This is a genomic window from Sinimarinibacterium thermocellulolyticum (assembly GCF_040327995.1).
Classification (GTDB): Bacteria; Pseudomonadota; Gammaproteobacteria; order Nevskiales; family Nevskiaceae; genus Solimonas; species Solimonas thermocellulolyticum.
In genome coordinates, this window is the sequence record NZ_JBEPIJ010000004.1 from 42,015 (window position 1) to 58,907 (window position 16,893).

Here is a 16,893-nt window from a genome sequence, read left to right on the forward strand (position 1 = left end):
ATCGCGTCACGCGCACCCCGGAGTTTAGCGGCACGCTGGGCTTGTCGAAGACGACCGCGGTGCGCGGCGGCGAGCTCGAGATCGGCGCGGACCTGTACTACAACTCGGGATTCTTCTATCTGGCCCAGAACGCCCCTCAGGACGAGGAGGACGCCTACCAAGTTGTCAATGCGCGCGTGAGCTACCTGTACGACCCCTGGAATCTGCGCACGACGGTCTTCGGGCGCAACATCACCGACGAGAAGTACAACTACGGCCGCTTTCATGTCGACTTCGGCACCGCCGACTATCTGGCCCCGGGCGCGTCGTACGGCATCAAGTTCAACTGGCAGTTCTGAGGGGGAAAGACCATGACGCAGAAGAACACGCGTGATCTGCTGTGCGGCTTGGGTGCGGCTGTGCTGGCACTGTCGGCCCCAAGCGCGGTGGCGCTGGAAACGCGCGATGCGCCGCTGGAATCGGGGTCTTACTTCGCGCCGCTGGCCTCGTACCGCAGCGCGCTGGACGACTCGCAGTTCAAGGATGGCTACGGTGCGGCGGCCTTGTTCGGCTTTCGCGACGGCGTGTGGGCGATGGAGGCCGGTCCTGTATACCAGAGCTTTGCGACCGAGGCCGACGAGGATGCGACCGTGGTCGGGTTCACCATCAACGGGCTGCTGTTCCCGTTCCAGTCCCTGCCGCGGCTCTACGGCAGCCTGGGGTTCGGCGCGGTGGAAGTCCAGGACTACCCTGATCCGGCCGGCCGATTCACCGGCACTTTTCCAATCGTCAACGTCGATGCCGGACTGGGCTACCTGTTCCCGATCCAGTGGGGCAACTACGAGTTTGCCGTGCGCGCCGAGGCGCGCTATCAGTACGGTACGCGCGAGGAACGGCTGAATGCGGAACGTGAGGATGTGCCTGCGCCCCGCGACTTCAAGACCGCGGTAGCCAACCTGGGCCTGCATTTGCCGTTGGCGAACAAACGTCCGCCGCCGCCGCCGCCTGCGCCAGCGCAGGTGGTGCCGCCGGTCGCGGATGCTGACAGCGACCATGACGGCGTGCTTGATGCAGTGGACGAATGCCCCGGAACAGCGCCGGACACGCCGGTGGATGACGTGGGCTGCGCGCTTCCGCCGCCACCTCCGCCGCCGCCGCCTTGTCGCACGCCGGAGCCGGGCGAACGTGTGTCACTGGCCGGCTGCGGGACGGGTGATGTCATTGTGCTCAGGGGCGTCAACTTCGCGCTCGACAGCGCCGAGCTCGATCCCAACACGAGAACCCTGCTAGACGATGTGGTCAGCGAGCTGAACGACAACCCGCAGATCCATGTCCAGATCGTGGGGCACACGGACGCGCAGGGCTCCGACCAGTACAACCTGATGCTGTCCGACGAACGCGCGCGCGCCGTGATGGATTACCTCGTCGAATCCGGTATTTCTGCGGACCGCCTGACGGCGATCGGCATGGGCGAGGCCGAGCCGATCGAAAGCAACGACACCGCGGAAGGCCGCGCACTCAACCGACGCGTGGAGCTCAAGATCACCCAGGCCGGCAGTCCGGATGAAGACTGATCTGATTCGCCGAGCCCGTGTGAGCACAGCGTCGCCGCTCTCAACCTACCCCCCTCGACAGGCAGCCCGTGAACATTGACTTTACCCCGGATGAAGAGGCGTTTCGCGCCGAAGTGCGCGAGTGGATGCGCCAGAACGTTCCCCGAAGTCCGGAGGCGCCCAACTTCGGCATTCCCAACGACTACGAGCTGAACCGGGCGTGGGAGCGAAAGCTGGCGGACAAGGGCTGGCTCGCCTATTCATGGCCCAAGGCGTATGGCGGCCCAGGATGGACGGTGACGCAGCGCTACATCTTCGATGCGGAACGCGCGTTGGCGGGAGGACCGCCGATCTCGCCGTTTGGCGTGATCATGCTGGGTCCCGTGCTGATGAAATTCGGCAGTCAGGCGCAGAAGGACCGGTATCTGCCTGCCATACGAGATGCCAAAGAAGCTTGGTGTCAGGGCTTTTCGGAGCCGCAGGCCGGCTCAGATCTGGCAGCGTTGAAGACGCGCGCCGAGCGACGGGGGGACCGCTATGTCGTCAATGGCCAGAAGATCTGGACCACGCACGCGCATTGGGCGGATTTCATATTCTGTCTGGTACGCACAGACGCCGATGTTCCCAAGCAGCAGGGAATCTCGTTCCTGATGATCGACATGCGTTCTCCGGGCATCGAGATCCGGCCGATCCGCACCATCGATGGGCATCATCACCTAAACGAAGTGTTCTTCACGGATGTCGAGGTGCCGATCGAGAACTTGGTGGGCCAGGAAGGGCAGGGGTGGACGATTGCCAAATACCTGCTCGTCAATGAGCGGACCGGCATCGCCGGGGTTGCGGAGTCAAAGCGTCAGCTCGGGATGCTGCGGAAGGTCGTGGCCGCGGACCCCGCACGGGCGAGCGACCCCGCAATTGCCCGCCGCTTGGCCGAACTGAGGGTGCAGCTGCTGGCGCTCGAGTACACGCATCTTCGCGTCCTCGACCTGGCCGCGCGCGGCAGTCCGATCGGTTTGGAGCCGTCGGTACTCAAGATCAAAGGCTCTGAGCTCCAGCAGGCCATTTCCGAGGCGGAGCTGGAGATCGGCGGCCTGGAGTGTCTGCCTTGGCTGACGGATGTGTCGGGGTCGATCCGGACGTTCAAATGGGCCGCGGAGCGCTATAACTTCCTGCGCGCGTCATCGATCTTCGGCGGCAGCAACGAGGTTCAGAAGAACATCATGGCCAAGCTGTTGCTGGCGCAACATTGATTGCCGCATCGATCGGAGACTTGTTGTGGACTTTTCGCTGACTTCCGAACAACTGATGCTGCGCGACAGCGCGTCGCGTTACCTGGAAGAGAGTTACGACTTTGCGCAGTATCACCGCTCACTTGCCGCGGAAGGGCACTGCGATGCCAGTGTCTGGCAGCAATTTGCAGAGTTCGGCTGGCTGGGTATCGGCGTGCCCGAAGCTCTGGGTGGGCTGGGCGGCGATGCGATCGATGCGGTCATTGTCAACGAGGCGCTCGGAGCGGCGCTGGTCGTCGAGCCGTATCTGAGCGGTGCCTTGCTTCCCGCTCGGTTGCTGTTGCAGCTTCGCTCCGCAGACCTCCAGAGAGAGTGGCTGGAAGCGCTGGTTGCGGGTAAGCAGCAGATGGCTTTGGCGTACGCAGAGCGCGACGGGCGCGGCGATCCCGGCTACTGCGCCGTCACCGCGCGACCAGCCGGCGATGGGTACACGCTCACCGGGAGCAAGCAGTGTGCGTTCAATGCGCCGAATGCAAGTCACCTGATTGTCTCGGCGGACCGCGCGCCGCCTGCCGGGCAGGTTTCGCTGTTTGTCGTGCCCGTGAACGCCCCGGGTCTGACGCTGGAGTCCTATCCGGTGATGGGCGGCGGTGTTGCCGCGAATGTCCGGTTCGACGAGGTGCGCGTCGCACCGGAATGCGAGATCGAGGGCGGATCGGACGCGCTCGAAGCGGGCATCGACTTTGCGATCCTCGCGGACTCCGCAGCTGCGCTGGGTGCGATGGAAGCCGTGTTCCGAAAGACACTGGACTACGTGCGCACGAGAAAGCAGTTCGGTGCCCCGCTGGCGAGCTATCAGGTACTGCAGCATCGGCTGGCCGAAATGTACCTTGAGCTGGAGCAGTCGCGATCGCTCATCCTTCTGGCCGCGATGCGCACGGCCGCGGGGACCGCGGACGAGCGGAAACTCGCGGTGTCTAGCGCCAAGGTTTACGTTGGAGATGCGTCGCGATTGATTTCCCAGCAGGCCGTGCAGTTGCATGGCGGGATCGGTGTGACCGAAGAGCTGGATGTTGGCCACTACTTCCGCAGATTGACGGCTTATCGGCTGCGCCATGGCGATCGCGAGTTTCACCTCACGCGCGCGATGCGGTATGAGCCCTTGAACTGATGGCATCCGGCGGGCCCTGCTGACCAAGACGCGGCTGGATAGGTGAGTGACATAACCGAGTAACGGAGAAGGCGTCATGAGAGGAGAAGTTGACATGAAAGACATGAAAGCTGGAAGCGGTTGGACTGTATCTGCCACGCGGTATCGGCTGATCTGCGTGATCGGCCTAGCGGCGGTGCTGTCCGCCTGCGGCGGATCAGGTGACTCGCAGACGCAGCCTGCCGCGCAGGACAAGGCCGTTCAGGCCTCGCCGATGTCCGGTGCGCTCGACCCGCTGCAGGAGTCGCTGAGCATCGACGGTGTTCAGGCCTTCTCCGATCAGGCTGTTTCTGATGCGGCACTGCGCAGTGTCATGCGCTGCGCCGACGTGATGCTCAGCCAGGCCGTCCTGGATTTGGGCGACCAGATGCTCAGTGCGCTGCGCGATGCGGCCGAGTTTTCCAATCCGGCGCTTCTGCAGCCGGATCAGACCGCGCTGTCGCAGCGGTCGCAAAGCCTGGTGGTCGGCATCGCCGGCTTTCTGGGGGCGCTGTCCGGCGACGATGCGGCCTGCGCGCGCTCGCAGTGGACACTTGGCGAGATCGGCACGGTGCTCGGAGCATTCGACGGCGGGCCACTTGAGCCCTTGACCCGTACACTGGGTCCGGCGCTGGAGCGCGCAGCATTGCGCTCGACCGAGGGCTCTGTCGACATCGCGGCCTTCAGTGCCATGCTCGACGATCTTGATGTTGCGATGCAGGGCGCGATGCCGCAGCTGGCCCCGGAGGTTCGCGACACGCCGGTGATCGGCGGAACTCTACACGCTTTGGCGCAAGCACTGAACCAGGCGGCCACGCTGTATCGTACGGCGCTGGTGTTCGACGAGCCGGGCGTCGCTGCTTCGCTCGAGGCCTTCATCGCGGCCGTCACGGGCAACGTGCTGACCGAGCTGGTGCCGGTGGCTGCCCTTGAGAAGCAGGCGCCGCAGGCCATCGCGGGCTTGGGGATCGGCAGCGCGCAGATTCAGGACGATGCGGATCAGGCCTCAGCGGAAATTGTCGCCAAGGCTTCGAGCGGCGCACCCTTGCAGGATTTGTTGTGGACCGTGGGGAACCTGACGCGACCGCTCGCGGCCCAGCTGCTGCTAGTGCTTGTCCCCGCGATAGCCACTCCGCTACTTGGTGCTGGCGCTCCGGTGGCTGACATCGTACTCAGAGTGGCGGTTAACTTGTTGTCGGGGCTTCTGGGCGGCATTCTTTAGAAGTTGAGGCAGCGGCTATTCGACGCGTCCTTATGTTTATTGGTGCGGCGCTCCGCTTATGGAGCGCCGGCCAACAGACAACAGCGGGTTCAGGCTACTAGCGCACCTACTGCTTCGCGGCGATCCACTTTTAATCTCACGCGGACAGGTAGATAATACCGAGCTGAACGACTGGTGTATTACCCATAAAATGGACGGAACATTCGAATGCGGTACCCAAACAGAAAAGCGGACTGAGGCGATGTTCGCCATCGTGTTTGTCAACGGAAACCAGCGCTGGACGGCAGAAGTCGCGCCGGGCGCAAATCTGGCCGGTGCAGCAGTGGAGAACGGAGTGGCGGGTGTCGATGCCACGTGCGGCTTCTGTTGCAGTTGTGCAACCTGTCATGGCTACGTCGGCGAGGCCGGCATGGCCGTGCTGCCGCCGCCGTCCGAGGACGAGCGCGCATTGTTGGAGGCACTGGATAGCGTGCGGCCGGACAGTCGCCTCTTGTGCCAGGTCGAGGTTACACCGGCTCTGGATGGCTTGGTCATCGAGGTCGCCCCCCATCAGTAGCGAACCAGGAGAACCGCTGATGAAATCACCGACATGGAGCAAGGAAACCGGTCTGGCCATCTTTAAAAAGATGGCGCTGATCCGAAAGAACGACGAGCGCTTCATTGCAACGCTCAAGTCCGGCAAGCTGATGATGCCGTATTACTCGGCGCGCGGACAGGAATGCATTCCGGCGGCGATCAGCATGCACCTGGACACATCGGATTACCTCGTGACGATCTATCGGGGCATCCACGACATGCTGGCCAAGGGCGTGCCGCCGAAGCTGATCTGGGCCGAGTTGGCGGGGCGTGCCACGGGTGCGTGCAAAGGCAAAGGGGGGCCGATGCACGTCACACACCCGGAAGCGGGTTGCATGGTCACCACCGGCATCGTGGGTGCGGGCCTGCCGATCGCCTGCGGGCTGGCGTGGGCATCGAAGCTGAAGAACGAAAAGCGGGTCACGGTCTGCAACTTCGGGGATGGGGCAGCCAATATTGGTGCATTCCACGAGTCACTGAACCTGGCCTCGGTGTGGAAGCTTCCCGTGGTGTTTGTTTGCCAGAACAACCGCTACGCGGAGCACACCGCGTACGCCAAGGGCACTGCTGTTGCGCGCATTTCGGACCGCGCTGCGGGCTACAGCCTTCCGGGCGTTCATGTCGACGGTAATTCGCCGGAAGCCGTGTACGCGGCGGCGGCGGAGGCGGTGGAGCGCGCGCGGGCTGGCGAGGGGCCGACTTTGATCGAGGCCGTCACGTTCCGGTTCAACGGTCACCTGATTGGCGATATGGGGGAATACATTCCCAAGGCGGAATATCAAGCCGCAGTTGCGGCGGATCCGTATCCGGCGTTTCGTGCGCGTCTGATCGATACGGGTGCGGCGACCGCTGAGCAGCTCGACGCGATTGAGGGCGAGACGGAGCGCGAGGTCGATGCAGCGGTCGAGTTCGCGTTCTCCAGTCCGGTCTGCGGGCTCGAGGAACTGGAGCGCGACGTGGTCGCGCTGTCTGCCTGATCTGGAGAACTGACATGAGCGAGTCAACAAATATCGCGATGGCCATCAACATGGCGCTGGAAGATGCCATGGCGAGCGACCCACGCGTAGTTGTGCTGGGAGAGGACGTGGCCGATCCGGAGGGCGGCGGCATCCTGAAGGTGACAATGGGGCTGTCGAGCAAGTTTGGCGAGGATCGTGTGCGATCCACGCCCATTTCCGAGATGGGCTTCATCGGCGCAGCCGTGGGGGCCGCCATCGCAGGCATGCGCCCGGTGGCTGAGATCATGCTGATGAACTTCACAGCCGTGTGCATGGACCAGATTACGAACCATGCGGCCAAGATCCGCTACATGTCGGGCGGTAAGACGCATGTGCCTCTGGTGATTCGCATGATGACCGGATCGGGCTTTCAGAACGGCGGGCAGCATTCGGACTTTCTGGAAGCCTGGTTCTGCCATACCGCGGGCCTGAAGGTCGTCATGCCCTCGACCACCGTCGATGCCTACGGACTGATGCGCGCGGCGATCGCCGACGAGGACCCGGTGATCTTTGTCGAGCACATGGGGAGCTACTGGGCCCCGGGGCCGATGCCCCAACGCGGTGAAGCGATCCCGCTTGGCAAAGCCAAGATTGTCCAGGAAGGGAAAGACGTCACGCTGATCGGATACAGCCGCTCGATGATCGATCTGCACGGCGTGATGGGCAAGCTGGCGAAGGAGAACGTCAGCGCGGAACTGATTGATCTGCGTACGGTGTCACCGCTCGATATGGAGACAGTCCTGACGTCAGTGAAAAAGACCGGGCGCGCAGTGATTGTCCATGAAGCATGCCGCTCCTTTGGTGTGGGCGCAGAGCTTAGCGCACGCATTCACGAGTCGCTGCACGCCGATCTCAAGGCGCCTGTGCAGCGCGTGGCGTCCAAGGACATCCCGGTGCCGTTCGCCAAGCATCTGGAGACCGCGTACCTCTATAGCCAGTCAGATATTCTCAATGCGGTTCGGCGCACGATGGCCTGATTGCGCACTCCCAAATCATTTGCGTGGATTGATTACTCGTGAGCACCTCGATCATATTGCCGAAGCTGGGATTTTCGATGAGCAGTGGGACGTTGACTGAATGGCTGGCGGCAGACGGAAGTCAGGTCACCAAAGGTCAGCCGCTGTATTGCCTGGAAAGCGAGAAGTCGGTGGAAGAGATCGAGGCTCCCGAGAGCGGCACGCTGAAGATCGTCGCGCAGGCGGGCCAGGAATACGAAGTGGGTACCGTGCTAGGCGAGATCGGATGATGCCGGGTTCCAATGCGCAAGCGGGCCAGTCGTCTGCGGATCTGGGCGACGTGGCGGCGGAATACCGAGTTTACGGCGAGGTCGAGGTTCTGCCGCTTTCAAGGATTCAGTCGATCGTCGCCCGCAACCTGTCCAGGAGTTGGACGCAGATTCCTCACGTGACACATCACGATGAGCTCGACATCACCGTCCTGGAGCAGGCGCGGCCCAAGCTCTCGGAGGCGAGCGGGTTCAAGCTGACGGTGCTGCCGTTTGTGATCAAGGCCGTCGCGGAGGCGCTCAAGGCGTTTCCGCAATTCAACGCATCGCTCGATGCCAGCGGTCAGCACCTGATCTTCAAGAAGTTCTACAACGTCGGCGTGGCGGTCGACAGTCCGAAGGGGCTGTTCGTGCCGGTGGTTCGCGCGGTCGACGAACTGAGCGTCAAGGCGATTGCGGAAAGGATGGCGTCGCTGGTCGCCCTGGCGCACGGCAAGGGTCTGCCGATGAGCGAAATGAGTGGCGCGAGCTTCTCGGTGTCGTCCCTCGGCAGTGTTGGCGGTACGGGGTTCACACCCATCATCAACCTCCCCGAAGTGGCGATCCTCGGGCTGACCCGCACGCGCCTTGCGCCCCGGCCGACCGGCAGCGGCACCGTCGAGTGGCGCTCAATGCTGCCGGTGTCGCTGTCTTACGACCACCGGGTCATCAACGGTGCCGACGCGGCGCGGTTCTGCCGGTTCGTCGAAACGGCAATGGAATCTGGCATTTCTGCGGGGCATGTCGCGGAGCCATGACCTGAGAAGGTGCCTAGGAGCAGCGCAGCGTTCGACGCGACAAACCAGTGTGATCGCAAGACAGTCTACTCAACTAAACGTGCGAACCCGGGATCAGCGAATGACTGGTCGGGTTTGAGGAGAACAACAGATGAAACGGGTTGGAATCAGCCGGCATGGAATGGGCGGTCACGGCGCCGGATTGGCGAGCCGCATGGCGCCGCTCATTGCGCTTGCCATGTCTCTGGGCGCCCCCGCCGCGACCGTCCCCGAAGTGATCGAAGCGGGCAACGAGTGGCTGGTGGCGCAGGCCTCGAGCCAGGACCGGGTTGATGCGTTGGGCGAGCAGCGCCGCAGTCTTGCGGACGAATACCGCACGGTGCTGCGCGAGATCGAGGGGCTTGAGGCCTACAACCGCCAGCTTGAGCGCCAGCTGCGGCTTCAGGGCGAAGAGATCGCGATTCTCGACGACAGCATCGCGCAGGCGACGACGGTGGACCGCCAGATCCTGCCGTTGATGCTGCGGATGGTCTCGGCGCTGGAGCAGTTCGTGGCGCTGGACATCCCGTTTCTGCCGCGCGAGCGTGCCGAGCGCCTGCAGTTTGTGCTCGAAGCCATCGACCGGGTCGACGTCACCGTGGCCGAGAAATTCCGCCAGGTGCTGGAGGCCTACCTGATCGAGCTCGAATTCGGCCGCACCATCGAGGCGTATACCGGCGCCGTCGACGTCGACGGCCAGAAACTCGAAGTCGATTTCTTGAGAGTGGGCCGCATCGGCCTGTACTACCAGACTCTCGACGGCACGCAGAGCGCGCGCTGGGACGTGGACACCAAGAGCTGGGTGAAGCTGCCGGCGTCCGACCGCAACCCCATCCGCGAAGCCATCCGCGTCGCGCGCAAGCTCACCGCGCCGAATCTGCTGACCCTGCCGCTGCCGACTGCCGGAGACGCGTCATGAACGGCAGTTTCCCCACCCGTTTCAAGCGCCCAGTTTCCAGTTTCCAGACAAGCATGAGCCACGCGCTGCGCAGTCTTGTGATGGCCGGCCTGCTGGCCAGCGCCCCGGCCTTTGCCCAGGACGACAGCGCGGCGACGCTCGACGAGCTGCTCGAGCAGGTGCGCACCAAGACCCTGGCCGACCAGGGCCAGCTGCAGCAGCGCGAAGCGGAATTCGCCCGGGCTGTCGGCGAGCAGGCCAATCTGCTGGCGCAGGCCAAGGCGCGGCGCGACGCCCTCGAAAACCGCGGGTCGGAGCTCGAGGCCCGCTTCGACCTCAACAAGCGCGAAATCGACACCCGCCAGCAACAGCTCGACGACAAGCTCGGCGCGCTCAAAGAGCTGTTCGGCATCTTCCAGCAGACCTCGGGCGACCTGCAGGGCATCTTCTTCGACAGCCCGATTTCCGCGCAGTACCCCGACCGCACCGAGTTTCTCGAAGCCTTCGCCAAGAAGATGAGCCGTGCCTCCGAGATCTCGACGATCGAGGAGATCGAGCGGCTGTGGTTCGAGCTGCAGCGCGAAATGACCGAGACCGGCAAGATCGTGCGTTTCGAAGCGCCGGTGCTGCTGGCCGACGGCACGCAAGGCCAGCGCGACGTCATCCGCCTGGGCGCGTTCGACGTCGTCTCCGCCGATCCGGCCCGATACCTGTCGTGGCGCGGCGAAACGCAAAGTCTGGCCGAGCTCAAACGCCAGCCCGGCGGTGACACCCTCGACCGGCTCGACGACTACGCGAGCAGCACCGATCCGGTGGCGCGCATCGACCTCGACCCGACCGGTGGCTCGCTACTGGAGCGCCTGGTCGAAGCCCCGGGCCTCGGGGATCGCATCGAGCAGGGCGGACTGGTCGGCTACGTCATCCTCGCGCTGGGCGCGGTCGCGCTGCTGGTCGCGCTGGAGCGCCTGATCACCCTGTCCATCATCGGCGCCAAGGTCGCGGCCCAGCGCCGCAACCTTGACAGCCCGCAGACCGGCAACCCGCTGGGCCGGGTGCTGATGGCGTACCACGAAAACCGGGGCGTCAATGCCGAGACCCTGGAAATGAAGCTGGGCGAAGCCGTGCTCAAGGAGCTGCCGAGCCTCAACCGCTTCCTGACCTTCCTCAAGATCATCGCCGTCGCCGCACCGCTGCTGGGTCTGCTGGGTACCGTGACCGGCATGATCAACACCTTCCAGGCCATCACCCTGTTTGGCACCGGCGACCCGAAGACCATGGCCGGCGGCATCAGCCAGGCGCTGGTGACCACCGTGCAGGGCCTGTGCGTGGCGATCCCGACGGTCTTCCTGCACAGCATCTGCAGTACGAGAGCCAAAGCCGTCGTGCACATGCTCCAGGAACAGAGCGCCGGCCTGATCGCCCAGTACATGGAAAAGGGCAGCCGCGCGTAAGCGCGGTCCCTGACCCCTGAGCAATGGACATCCTGCTCCTAGGCTTCTTCGACATCGTCGAGCGCATCCAGGACTTCCTGGAGGCGGGCGGGCCGGTGCTGATCGCGATCGCGGTGGTCATCTTCATGATGTGGGCGATGTCGGTCGAGCGCTTCGTCTACTTCAAGTGGGTGCTGCCGCAGCAGGAGAAAGCGGTCATCGACCTGTGGCAGCAGCGCAGCGAGCGTGCGAGCTGGCAGGCGCACCAGATCCGGCGGGCGCTGATCGCCGGCATCGCGCTCAACGCCCGGCTCTACCTGTCGACGATCAAGACCCTGGTCACCGTCTGCCCGCTCTTTGGTCTGATGGGCACGGTGACCGGCATGATTGCCGTGTTTGACGTCATGGCCTTCGCCGGCATGGGCAACCCGCGCCTGATGGCCTCGGGCGTGTCGCAGGCGACGATCCCGACCCTGGCCGGCATGGTCGGTGCGCTGTCCGGCATCTTCGTGATCGTCTGGCTCGAATCCACCGTCAAGCGCCGGGTCGAGCTGCTCGCCGACCACCTGACGATCGATATCGAGGGAAGCCGGAGCGCATGAAAATCCTGACCCAGCTGCCGCAGGAAGAAGAAGACAGCGCGATTGACTTAACGCCGATGCTGGACGTGGTCTTCATCATGCTGATCTTCTTCATCGTCACCGCGAGCTTCCTCAAGGAATCGGGTTTCGAGGTCAACAAGCCGGCGGTGCAGCAGCAGCCGCCGACCGAAGAGAGCCAGAGCATCGTGGTCAAGATCATGGCCGACGGCCAGATCTTCATCGGGCCGCGCCGCGTCGACGTGCGCTCGGTGCGCCCCAACATCGAGCGGCTGCGAGCGGAGAAGCCCGAGGCCCCGGTGGTGGTGCAGGCGCACGCCGAGGCGCGCAACGAGCTGTTGATCAAGGCGATGGACGCCGCGCGCCTGGCCGGCGCCGTCGACGTCTCCATTGCGGAGCTGAACTGATGGATCCTTTTAGCGCCGCCCAGCAAGCCGAAGACGACAGCGCGATCGACTTAACGCCGATGCTCGACGTCGTCTTCATCATGCTGATCTTCTTCATCGTCACCGCGAGCTTCATCAAGGAAGCCGGCATCGAGGTCACAAGACCCGAGGCCGAGACCGCCTACAAGCAGGACAAGGCCAACATCTTCATTGCGCTGTCGCCCACCGGCGAGATCTGGATCGACCGCAAGAACGTCCCGCCCGGACAGCTCAAGGCCACGATCACCAAGCTCAAGGCCGAGAATCCGCAGGGTGCGGTCATCATCCAGGCCGACAAGGACTCAAGGAGCAAGCAGCTGATGCAGGTGATGGACGCGGCCAGAGACGCCGGCGTCACCGACATTGCGGTGGCCACCGAGGCGCAGGAGTAAGGCGCATGCAGATCCACGCCAGCGCCCAGACCACCGACCTGTCCGTCGCCAGCGCCGCCGGCAACCCGGTCCGAAACTTCCTCAGGCTGGTGCTGGGCGGCTGCATTGCCGTGATCGTCACGTTTGCCCTGTACTGGCTGATGGCCGAGCTGGTCGCGGCGGGCCGCGAAGCGATGAGCGACAGTCCCAGTGGCAAGATCATCGACTTCGTGCGCATCAAGCGCGACCAGAACCTCGAGATCGAGCGGCCCAAGCCGGAAAAGCCGGACAAGCCGCAAGACGCCCCGGACGCGCCGCCGCCGCAGGTGCAGGCGCAGGCGCCGACCGCCGGCGCGGTGCAGATCGGCCAGATGCGGGTCGACAGCAGCTTGACCAGCGCCGGATTCCGACTGTCCGCCTCGGACGGCGAATACCTGCCGATCGTCAAAGTCGCGCCGATCTACCCCTCCAGAGCCCAGTCCCGCGGGATTGAAGGCTGGGTGCTGCTGCAATTCACCGTCACCGAAACCGGCGCGGTCCGGGATCCGGTCGTGCTCGAATCCGAGCCGCCGGGCATCTTCGACGAGGCGGCGAAAAGGGCGGTGGTCAAATTCAAGTACAAGCCGCGCGTCGAAAACGGGCGACCCATCGAAGTGCCGGGCGTGCAGCACCTGATCACCTTCGAGATCGAAGAGGGGCGGCGGCGATGAGGGGCATCCGTCATGTGATCCTGCCGCTGCTGACGGCGCTGCTGATCAGCGCGCCGGTCCACGCCCAGGACAGCAAGAAGCCTTCAAAACCGCAGACCAGGCAGACGCAATTCATCAGCCAGGCGGTTTTCAAGGATCTGGAGAAGGCCCAGCAGGCGATCGACGCCAAGGACTACGCCGCGGCGATCACCGCACTGGACGTGGTCAAGGCCCGGGGCGACAAGCTCAACGACTACGAGCGCGCGACGCTGTTCAACCTCTACGCCGCCGTCTACTACAACCTCGACGACACGCCCAAGGCGATCGCGTCGTACATCGAGATCCTCAAGACCCCGAACCTGCCGGAAGGACTGAGAGACAGCACCCTGTTTGCGCTGGCGCAGATGTATTTCGTCAGCGAGGACTACCCCAAGGCGATCCAGGTCCTGAACCAGTGGTTCAAGACGGTGCCCGAGCCCTCGGCGGACGCCTACGTGCTGCTGGCGCAGGCGCACTACCAGCTCGAGGACTTCAAGAAGGCCGAAACCGCGCTGATCGACGCCCTCAAGCTGGCCCGGCAAAAGCAGCAGGCGCCGAAGGAGAACTGGCTGGCCCTGCTGCGGGCCGTGTACTACGAGCTGGGCGACTACGCCAAGGCCGCCAAGGTGCTGGAGATCCTGGTCGCGCAGTATCCGAGCGAAAGCTACGTGCTGCAGCTCTCGGGCATGTACGGGCTGATGGGCGAGCAGAAAAAGCAGCTGGCGACGCTGCACGCCGGCTACCTGGGCGGCCTGGTCACGAGCAAGGGCGATCTGCTGAATCTGGCCCGGCTCTACCTGGTCGAGGACGTGCCGTACCCGGCGGTGCAGCTGCTCACGAAAGCCTTCAAGGACCAGGCGATCGAGCCGGACGCCGAGACCCTGCAGCTGTACGCGCAGGCGCTGTCACTGGCGCAGGAACGCGAAGCGCAGATCCCGGTGCTCAAGCGGCTGGCCGAGCTGACCGGCGAAGCCCGGCACTACGCCTTCCTCGGCCAGGCGCACGCCGAGGCCGGCAACTGGGACGCGGCGATCGACGCCTTCCAGCAGGCCCTCAAGGGCAAGGACCTGGACGACCCCGCCGGCATCCGCATGCAGCTGGGCACCGCGCAATTCAACGCCGGGCGCCTGAGCGAAGCCAGAAGGACCTTCATCGCCGCGTCCGAATCCGACCAGCACGGCGAGATCGCATCGAACTGGATCAAATTCGTCGGCGCCGAGATCGAGCGCAAGCGGGTCCTCGAGCAGGACCCGGCCACCGGACCGCAGGCCGCGCCCGTCGCAGACGATCCGGCCGACGTCGAGTCTGATAACGAATCGGCTGCACAGCCGGCAGAGATCGAGCAGGCCACGCCCGTGACCGAAGGGCGCGCGGCCGAGACGGCTCACGCATAGCTCGCCTACCGACTCTCCCCCGCGTCCAATGCCGATCCCAACCGGCTCGTGGCGCGTCCCTGGCGGGATGCCCCTGTTGCGGGCATCTCGCTTTTTTTCTGAAAACTGCGGATCGCTCGACAGACCCGAGCGGCAGCTGGGGACACGACGCGTGTCGACCGCACCCTCTCCTCAATTCCTGCTTGCTCCCATGCGCAAAGCAGAACGTACCGTGTCGAGGACTGCCTCCGGTCGCTCCATAGGCAAGAAATGCGTCGCTCCGGCGATGGTGTTGACTTCAGCAAGAGGCAGCAAAGCACTCAGGCGCTGGCGTGCCGCTGGCGAGAAGGTGGACGCACGCTCCGCGGCCAAGGCGATCACCGGACACTGCAAGCGACGGATACCGGGCCACGGGTTGTGTTCGGTGTGGGCAAAGGTGGTGCTCTCCCATTCCGGCGAACAGGCCAGGCGAACCTGATTCTCATGCGGCACCAGGCCATGGCGGACATAGGCCTCAAGCCACTCGTCCGGCCAGGTCCGGAATCCCCCGCGGCCGCGATAATTGCTGAGCGCCGTGGCCTGTGAGTCGAACACCCGGCGGCGGCGTGCCGCGCCCGCGGCCAGTGAGAACCGCTGCGACTGGCCCAGCCGCTTGGCCAGCCACAGCCGCCAGCCCTGCCAGCGATCCATGATCACGGGCTCCACCAAGATCAGGCCCAGCACCTTGTCGGGTCGTCGGGCCGCGGCCATGAGGCTGGTGGTGGCGCCGATGGAATGCCCGGCCAGCCAAACCGGCGCCTCTTGGGCCGCCAACCAGGCGGTGAGGTCCTGGTAGTAGGTTTCCCAGCCGCGGAAGGTCGCCATATCCGCGGCCCCGGCGCTGGCCCCATGGCCACGCATGTCCCAGGCCAGTACATTGCAATCGCTTGCCAGGGCGTCCAGCAAGGGCGCGTACAGCCGGCCATGGAAACCCGTCGCATGGGCCCAGTGCAGGGTGGGGCGCACCTCCGATCGCGGCCAGCGCCACAGGACGATCTCCCGGCCGTCGGGGGCCGTGAACCCGTCTTGCGCGATGGCGACGCGCGTGTCAATAGGATTTGGGCAGGCCAAGGACATGTTCGCCGATGTAGTTGAGCAGCATTTCGTTGTTGATGGGTGCGATCTCCATCAGCCGTACCGAAGGCCACAGGGTGATGATGTCGTAGTCCCGGTCGAAGCCGTAGCCGCCGTGGGTTTGCAGGGCGGCCTCGACGGCTTTGACCGCCGCGCGCGAGCCCAGCAGCTTCGCCATGTTGGCGTGCGCGCCGGCATTGCCGCCGGCGTCGAAGGTTGCGGCGGCCTGGATCATCATCAGTCGCGCCGCCTCCAGTTCGGCCTTGGCCTCGGCCAGCCGGTGCTGCAGGGCCTGGTAGCCGCCGATGGGGACGCCGAAGGGTTTGCGTTCGTTGGCGTAGGCCACGGCCTTCTTGAGCGCGTAGTTGCCCAAGCCCACGGACATGGCGGTCACCAGCAGGCGTTCCGAGTTCAGCGCCTCGAACATGCCGGCCAGTCCCTGGCCCGGCAGGCCGATGAGGCGATCCGCATCGAGCCGGACCTCGTCGAAGAACACGAGGTACTGCCGCTCGGGCCAACCGACATCGATGTTCAGCGGCTGCAGCTGCACGCCGGGCGCATCGGTATCCACCACGAACAGCGACATGCCCTCGGTGCGGCGCCCGACCTCGCCGACCTTCTGGGTGCGGGCCACGACCAGCATGCGGTCGGCGTCCGCCGCGCCGGAGATAAACACCTTGCGCCCGGTCAGCCGGTAGCCATCGCCCTCCCGTGTCGCCAGCGAGGACATCGCGAAGCTGTTGGTACCGGCATCCGGTTCGGTGATGGCAAAGCACAGTTTCTCGGTGCCGCTGATCGTCGGTTTGACGAAACGCTCGATCTGCTCGGGCGTGCCATGGCGGATGATCGGCACCCGCGCAAAGCCGGTGAGCAGCAACATCGGCAGCACCAGTCCTGCTTCGGCCAGTGCTTCCATCAGCGCCACCAGCTCCACCTGGCCGCCGCCGGAGCCGCCCAGATCCTCCGGGATGGAGATGCCGAGCAGTCCGTATTCGCCCAGCGTCTCCCAGATCTCCTGCGGGAAGCGGTGCTGGTCGATGCATTCGCGCATGTATGCACGGGAAAAGCCCTCGCTCACGACGCGGGCGGCCTCACGGATATCGTGCATGCGCTCGGCCACGCTGCCCGGGCCAAACGGCATATCGGATGCGTTGCTGATCATCGTCTTCT

19 protein-coding genes are annotated in these 16,893 nt (G+C 64.5%); 17 read left to right on the forward strand and 2 right to left on the reverse strand.

Annotated features, from left to right (window positions below):
- Positions 1 to 41: 41 nt before the first annotated feature.
- The 17 genes from ABSH63_RS04670 (at position 42) to ABSH63_RS04750 (ending at position 14,631) form a co-directional block, all read left to right on the forward strand.
- Positions 42 to 338, forward strand: a complete 297-nt coding sequence (locus ABSH63_RS04670) for a hypothetical protein (protein ID WP_352887870.1) — start codon at positions 42 to 44, stop codon at positions 336 to 338.
- A gap of 12 nt (positions 339 to 350) precedes the next feature.
- Entirely contained in the window at positions 351 to 1,553 is a 1,203-nt protein-coding gene (locus tag ABSH63_RS04675) for an OmpA family protein (RefSeq protein WP_352887872.1), read from the forward strand.
- A 68-nt stretch (positions 1,554 to 1,621) separates the two neighbouring features.
- Entirely contained in the window at positions 1,622 to 2,782 is a 1,161-nt protein-coding gene (locus ABSH63_RS04680) for an acyl-CoA dehydrogenase family protein (protein ID WP_352887873.1), read from the forward strand.
- A 25-nt stretch (positions 2,783 to 2,807) separates the two neighbouring features.
- Positions 2,808 to 3,932: an acyl-CoA dehydrogenase family protein gene (locus ABSH63_RS04685; protein WP_352887876.1), complete on the forward strand. Its 1,125-nt coding sequence runs from the start codon at positions 2,808 to 2,810 to the stop codon at positions 3,930 to 3,932.
- Positions 3,933 to 4,026: 94 nt separating this feature from the next.
- On the forward strand, positions 4,027 to 5,172 hold the full coding sequence (locus ABSH63_RS04690; protein WP_352887878.1) for a hypothetical protein: 1,146 nt from the start codon (positions 4,027 to 4,029) through the stop codon (positions 5,170 to 5,172).
- A 241-nt stretch (positions 5,173 to 5,413) separates the two neighbouring features.
- On the forward strand, positions 5,414 to 5,728 hold the full coding sequence (locus ABSH63_RS04695; RefSeq protein WP_352887881.1) for a 2Fe-2S iron-sulfur cluster-binding protein: 315 nt from the start codon (positions 5,414 to 5,416) through the stop codon (positions 5,726 to 5,728).
- A 19-nt stretch (positions 5,729 to 5,747) separates the two neighbouring features.
- Complete coding sequence (locus ABSH63_RS04700) at positions 5,748 to 6,725, forward strand: thiamine pyrophosphate-dependent dehydrogenase E1 component subunit alpha (protein ID WP_352887883.1); 978 nt, start codon at positions 5,748 to 5,750, stop codon at positions 6,723 to 6,725.
- Between the two features lie 14 nt (positions 6,726 to 6,739).
- A complete protein-coding gene (locus ABSH63_RS04705) occupies positions 6,740 to 7,723 on the forward strand; it encodes an alpha-ketoacid dehydrogenase subunit beta (RefSeq protein WP_352887884.1) in 984 nt (327 codons plus the stop codon).
- 38 nt (positions 7,724 to 7,761) lie between these two features.
- Positions 7,762 to 7,992 (forward strand): biotin/lipoyl-containing protein, encoded by a 231-nt coding sequence (locus ABSH63_RS04710; protein ID WP_352887886.1) that lies wholly within the window; start codon positions 7,762 to 7,764, stop codon positions 7,990 to 7,992.
- Positions 7,989 to 8,768, forward strand: a complete 780-nt coding sequence (locus tag ABSH63_RS04715) for a 2-oxo acid dehydrogenase subunit E2 (RefSeq protein WP_352887888.1) — start codon at positions 7,989 to 7,991, stop codon at positions 8,766 to 8,768. The genes ABSH63_RS04710 and ABSH63_RS04715 overlap by 4 nt, the downstream gene beginning before the upstream one ends.
- Before the next feature lie 217 nt (positions 8,769 to 8,985).
- Complete coding sequence (locus tag ABSH63_RS04720) at positions 8,986 to 9,705, forward strand: DUF3450 domain-containing protein (RefSeq protein ID WP_434223245.1); 720 nt, start codon at positions 8,986 to 8,988, stop codon at positions 9,703 to 9,705.
- A gap of 53 nt (positions 9,706 to 9,758) precedes the next feature.
- The gene (locus ABSH63_RS04725) at positions 9,759 to 11,135 is read left to right on the forward strand and encodes a MotA/TolQ/ExbB proton channel family protein (RefSeq protein ID WP_352887890.1); all 1,377 of its coding nucleotides are present in this window, start codon (positions 9,759 to 9,761) and stop codon (positions 11,133 to 11,135) included.
- Positions 11,136 to 11,158: 23 nt separating this feature from the next.
- Positions 11,159 to 11,716, forward strand: coding sequence for a MotA/TolQ/ExbB proton channel family protein (locus tag ABSH63_RS04730; RefSeq protein ID WP_352887892.1), 558 nt, complete (start codon positions 11,159 to 11,161; stop codon positions 11,714 to 11,716).
- Entirely contained in the window at positions 11,713 to 12,120 is a 408-nt protein-coding gene (locus tag ABSH63_RS04735; RefSeq protein ID WP_352887894.1) for an ExbD/TolR family protein, read from the forward strand. The genes ABSH63_RS04730 and ABSH63_RS04735 overlap by 4 nt, the downstream gene beginning before the upstream one ends.
- Positions 12,120 to 12,530: an ExbD/TolR family protein gene (locus ABSH63_RS04740; RefSeq protein WP_110263773.1), complete on the forward strand. Its 411-nt coding sequence runs from the start codon at positions 12,120 to 12,122 to the stop codon at positions 12,528 to 12,530. The genes ABSH63_RS04735 and ABSH63_RS04740 overlap by 1 nt, the downstream gene beginning before the upstream one ends.
- Positions 12,531 to 12,535: 5 nt before the next feature.
- Positions 12,536 to 13,219, forward strand: coding sequence for an energy transducer TonB (locus ABSH63_RS04745; RefSeq protein WP_110263774.1), 684 nt, complete (start codon positions 12,536 to 12,538; stop codon positions 13,217 to 13,219).
- A complete protein-coding gene (locus tag ABSH63_RS04750) occupies positions 13,216 to 14,631 on the forward strand; it encodes a tetratricopeptide repeat protein (RefSeq protein WP_352887896.1) in 1,416 nt (471 codons plus the stop codon). The genes ABSH63_RS04745 and ABSH63_RS04750 overlap by 4 nt, the downstream gene beginning before the upstream one ends.
- 171 nt (positions 14,632 to 14,802) lie before the next feature.
- Here the strand turns inward: ABSH63_RS04750 and ABSH63_RS04755 are convergent, their stop codons facing one another.
- Positions 14,803 to 15,726 (reverse strand): alpha/beta fold hydrolase, encoded by a 924-nt coding sequence (locus ABSH63_RS04755; RefSeq protein WP_352887897.1) that lies wholly within the window; start codon positions 15,724 to 15,726, stop codon positions 14,803 to 14,805.
- Positions 15,698 to 16,885, reverse strand: a complete 1,188-nt coding sequence (locus ABSH63_RS04760) for an acyl-CoA dehydrogenase family protein (protein ID WP_352887898.1) — start codon at positions 16,883 to 16,885, stop codon at positions 15,698 to 15,700. The genes ABSH63_RS04755 and ABSH63_RS04760 overlap by 29 nt, the downstream gene beginning before the upstream one ends.
- Between the last annotated feature and the right edge of the window lie 8 nt (positions 16,886 to 16,893).

What these genes read in the sequence shown, in the direction of transcription:
- ABSH63_RS04675 (WP_352887872.1), top strand. Translation starts at nt 351, where the DNA reads ATGACGCAGAAGAACACGCGTGATCTGCTGTGCGGCTTGGGTGCGGCT.
- ABSH63_RS04690 (WP_352887878.1), top strand. Translation starts at nt 4,027, where the DNA reads ATGAAAGACATGAAAGCTGGAAGCGGTTGGACTGTATCTGCCACGCGG.
- ABSH63_RS04695 (WP_352887881.1), top strand. Translation starts at nt 5,414, where the DNA reads ATGTTCGCCATCGTGTTTGTCAACGGAAACCAGCGCTGGACGGCAGAA.
- ABSH63_RS04700 (WP_352887883.1), top strand. Translation starts at nt 5,748, where the DNA reads ATGAAATCACCGACATGGAGCAAGGAAACCGGTCTGGCCATCTTTAAA.
- ABSH63_RS04705 (WP_352887884.1), top strand. Translation starts at nt 6,740, where the DNA reads ATGAGCGAGTCAACAAATATCGCGATGGCCATCAACATGGCGCTGGAA.
- ABSH63_RS04715 (WP_352887888.1), top strand. Translation starts at nt 7,989, where the DNA reads ATGATGCCGGGTTCCAATGCGCAAGCGGGCCAGTCGTCTGCGGATCTG.
- ABSH63_RS04720 (WP_434223245.1), top strand. Translation starts at nt 8,986, where the DNA reads ATGTCTCTGGGCGCCCCCGCCGCGACCGTCCCCGAAGTGATCGAAGCG.
- ABSH63_RS04725 (WP_352887890.1), top strand. Translation starts at nt 9,759, where the DNA reads ATGAGCCACGCGCTGCGCAGTCTTGTGATGGCCGGCCTGCTGGCCAGC.
- ABSH63_RS04730 (WP_352887892.1), top strand. Translation starts at nt 11,159, where the DNA reads ATGGACATCCTGCTCCTAGGCTTCTTCGACATCGTCGAGCGCATCCAG.
- ABSH63_RS04735 (WP_352887894.1), top strand. Translation starts at nt 11,713, where the DNA reads ATGAAAATCCTGACCCAGCTGCCGCAGGAAGAAGAAGACAGCGCGATT.
- ABSH63_RS04740 (WP_110263773.1), top strand. Translation starts at nt 12,120, where the DNA reads ATGGATCCTTTTAGCGCCGCCCAGCAAGCCGAAGACGACAGCGCGATC.
- ABSH63_RS04745 (WP_110263774.1), top strand. Translation starts at nt 12,536, where the DNA reads ATGCAGATCCACGCCAGCGCCCAGACCACCGACCTGTCCGTCGCCAGC.
- ABSH63_RS04750 (WP_352887896.1), top strand. Translation starts at nt 13,216, where the DNA reads ATGAGGGGCATCCGTCATGTGATCCTGCCGCTGCTGACGGCGCTGCTG.
- ABSH63_RS04755 (WP_352887897.1), bottom strand. Translation starts at nt 15,726, where the DNA reads ATGTCCTTGGCCTGCCCAAATCCTATTGACACGCGCGTCGCCATCGCG.
- ABSH63_RS04760 (WP_352887898.1), bottom strand. Translation starts at nt 16,885, where the DNA reads ATGATCAGCAACGCATCCGATATGCCGTTTGGCCCGGGCAGCGTGGCC.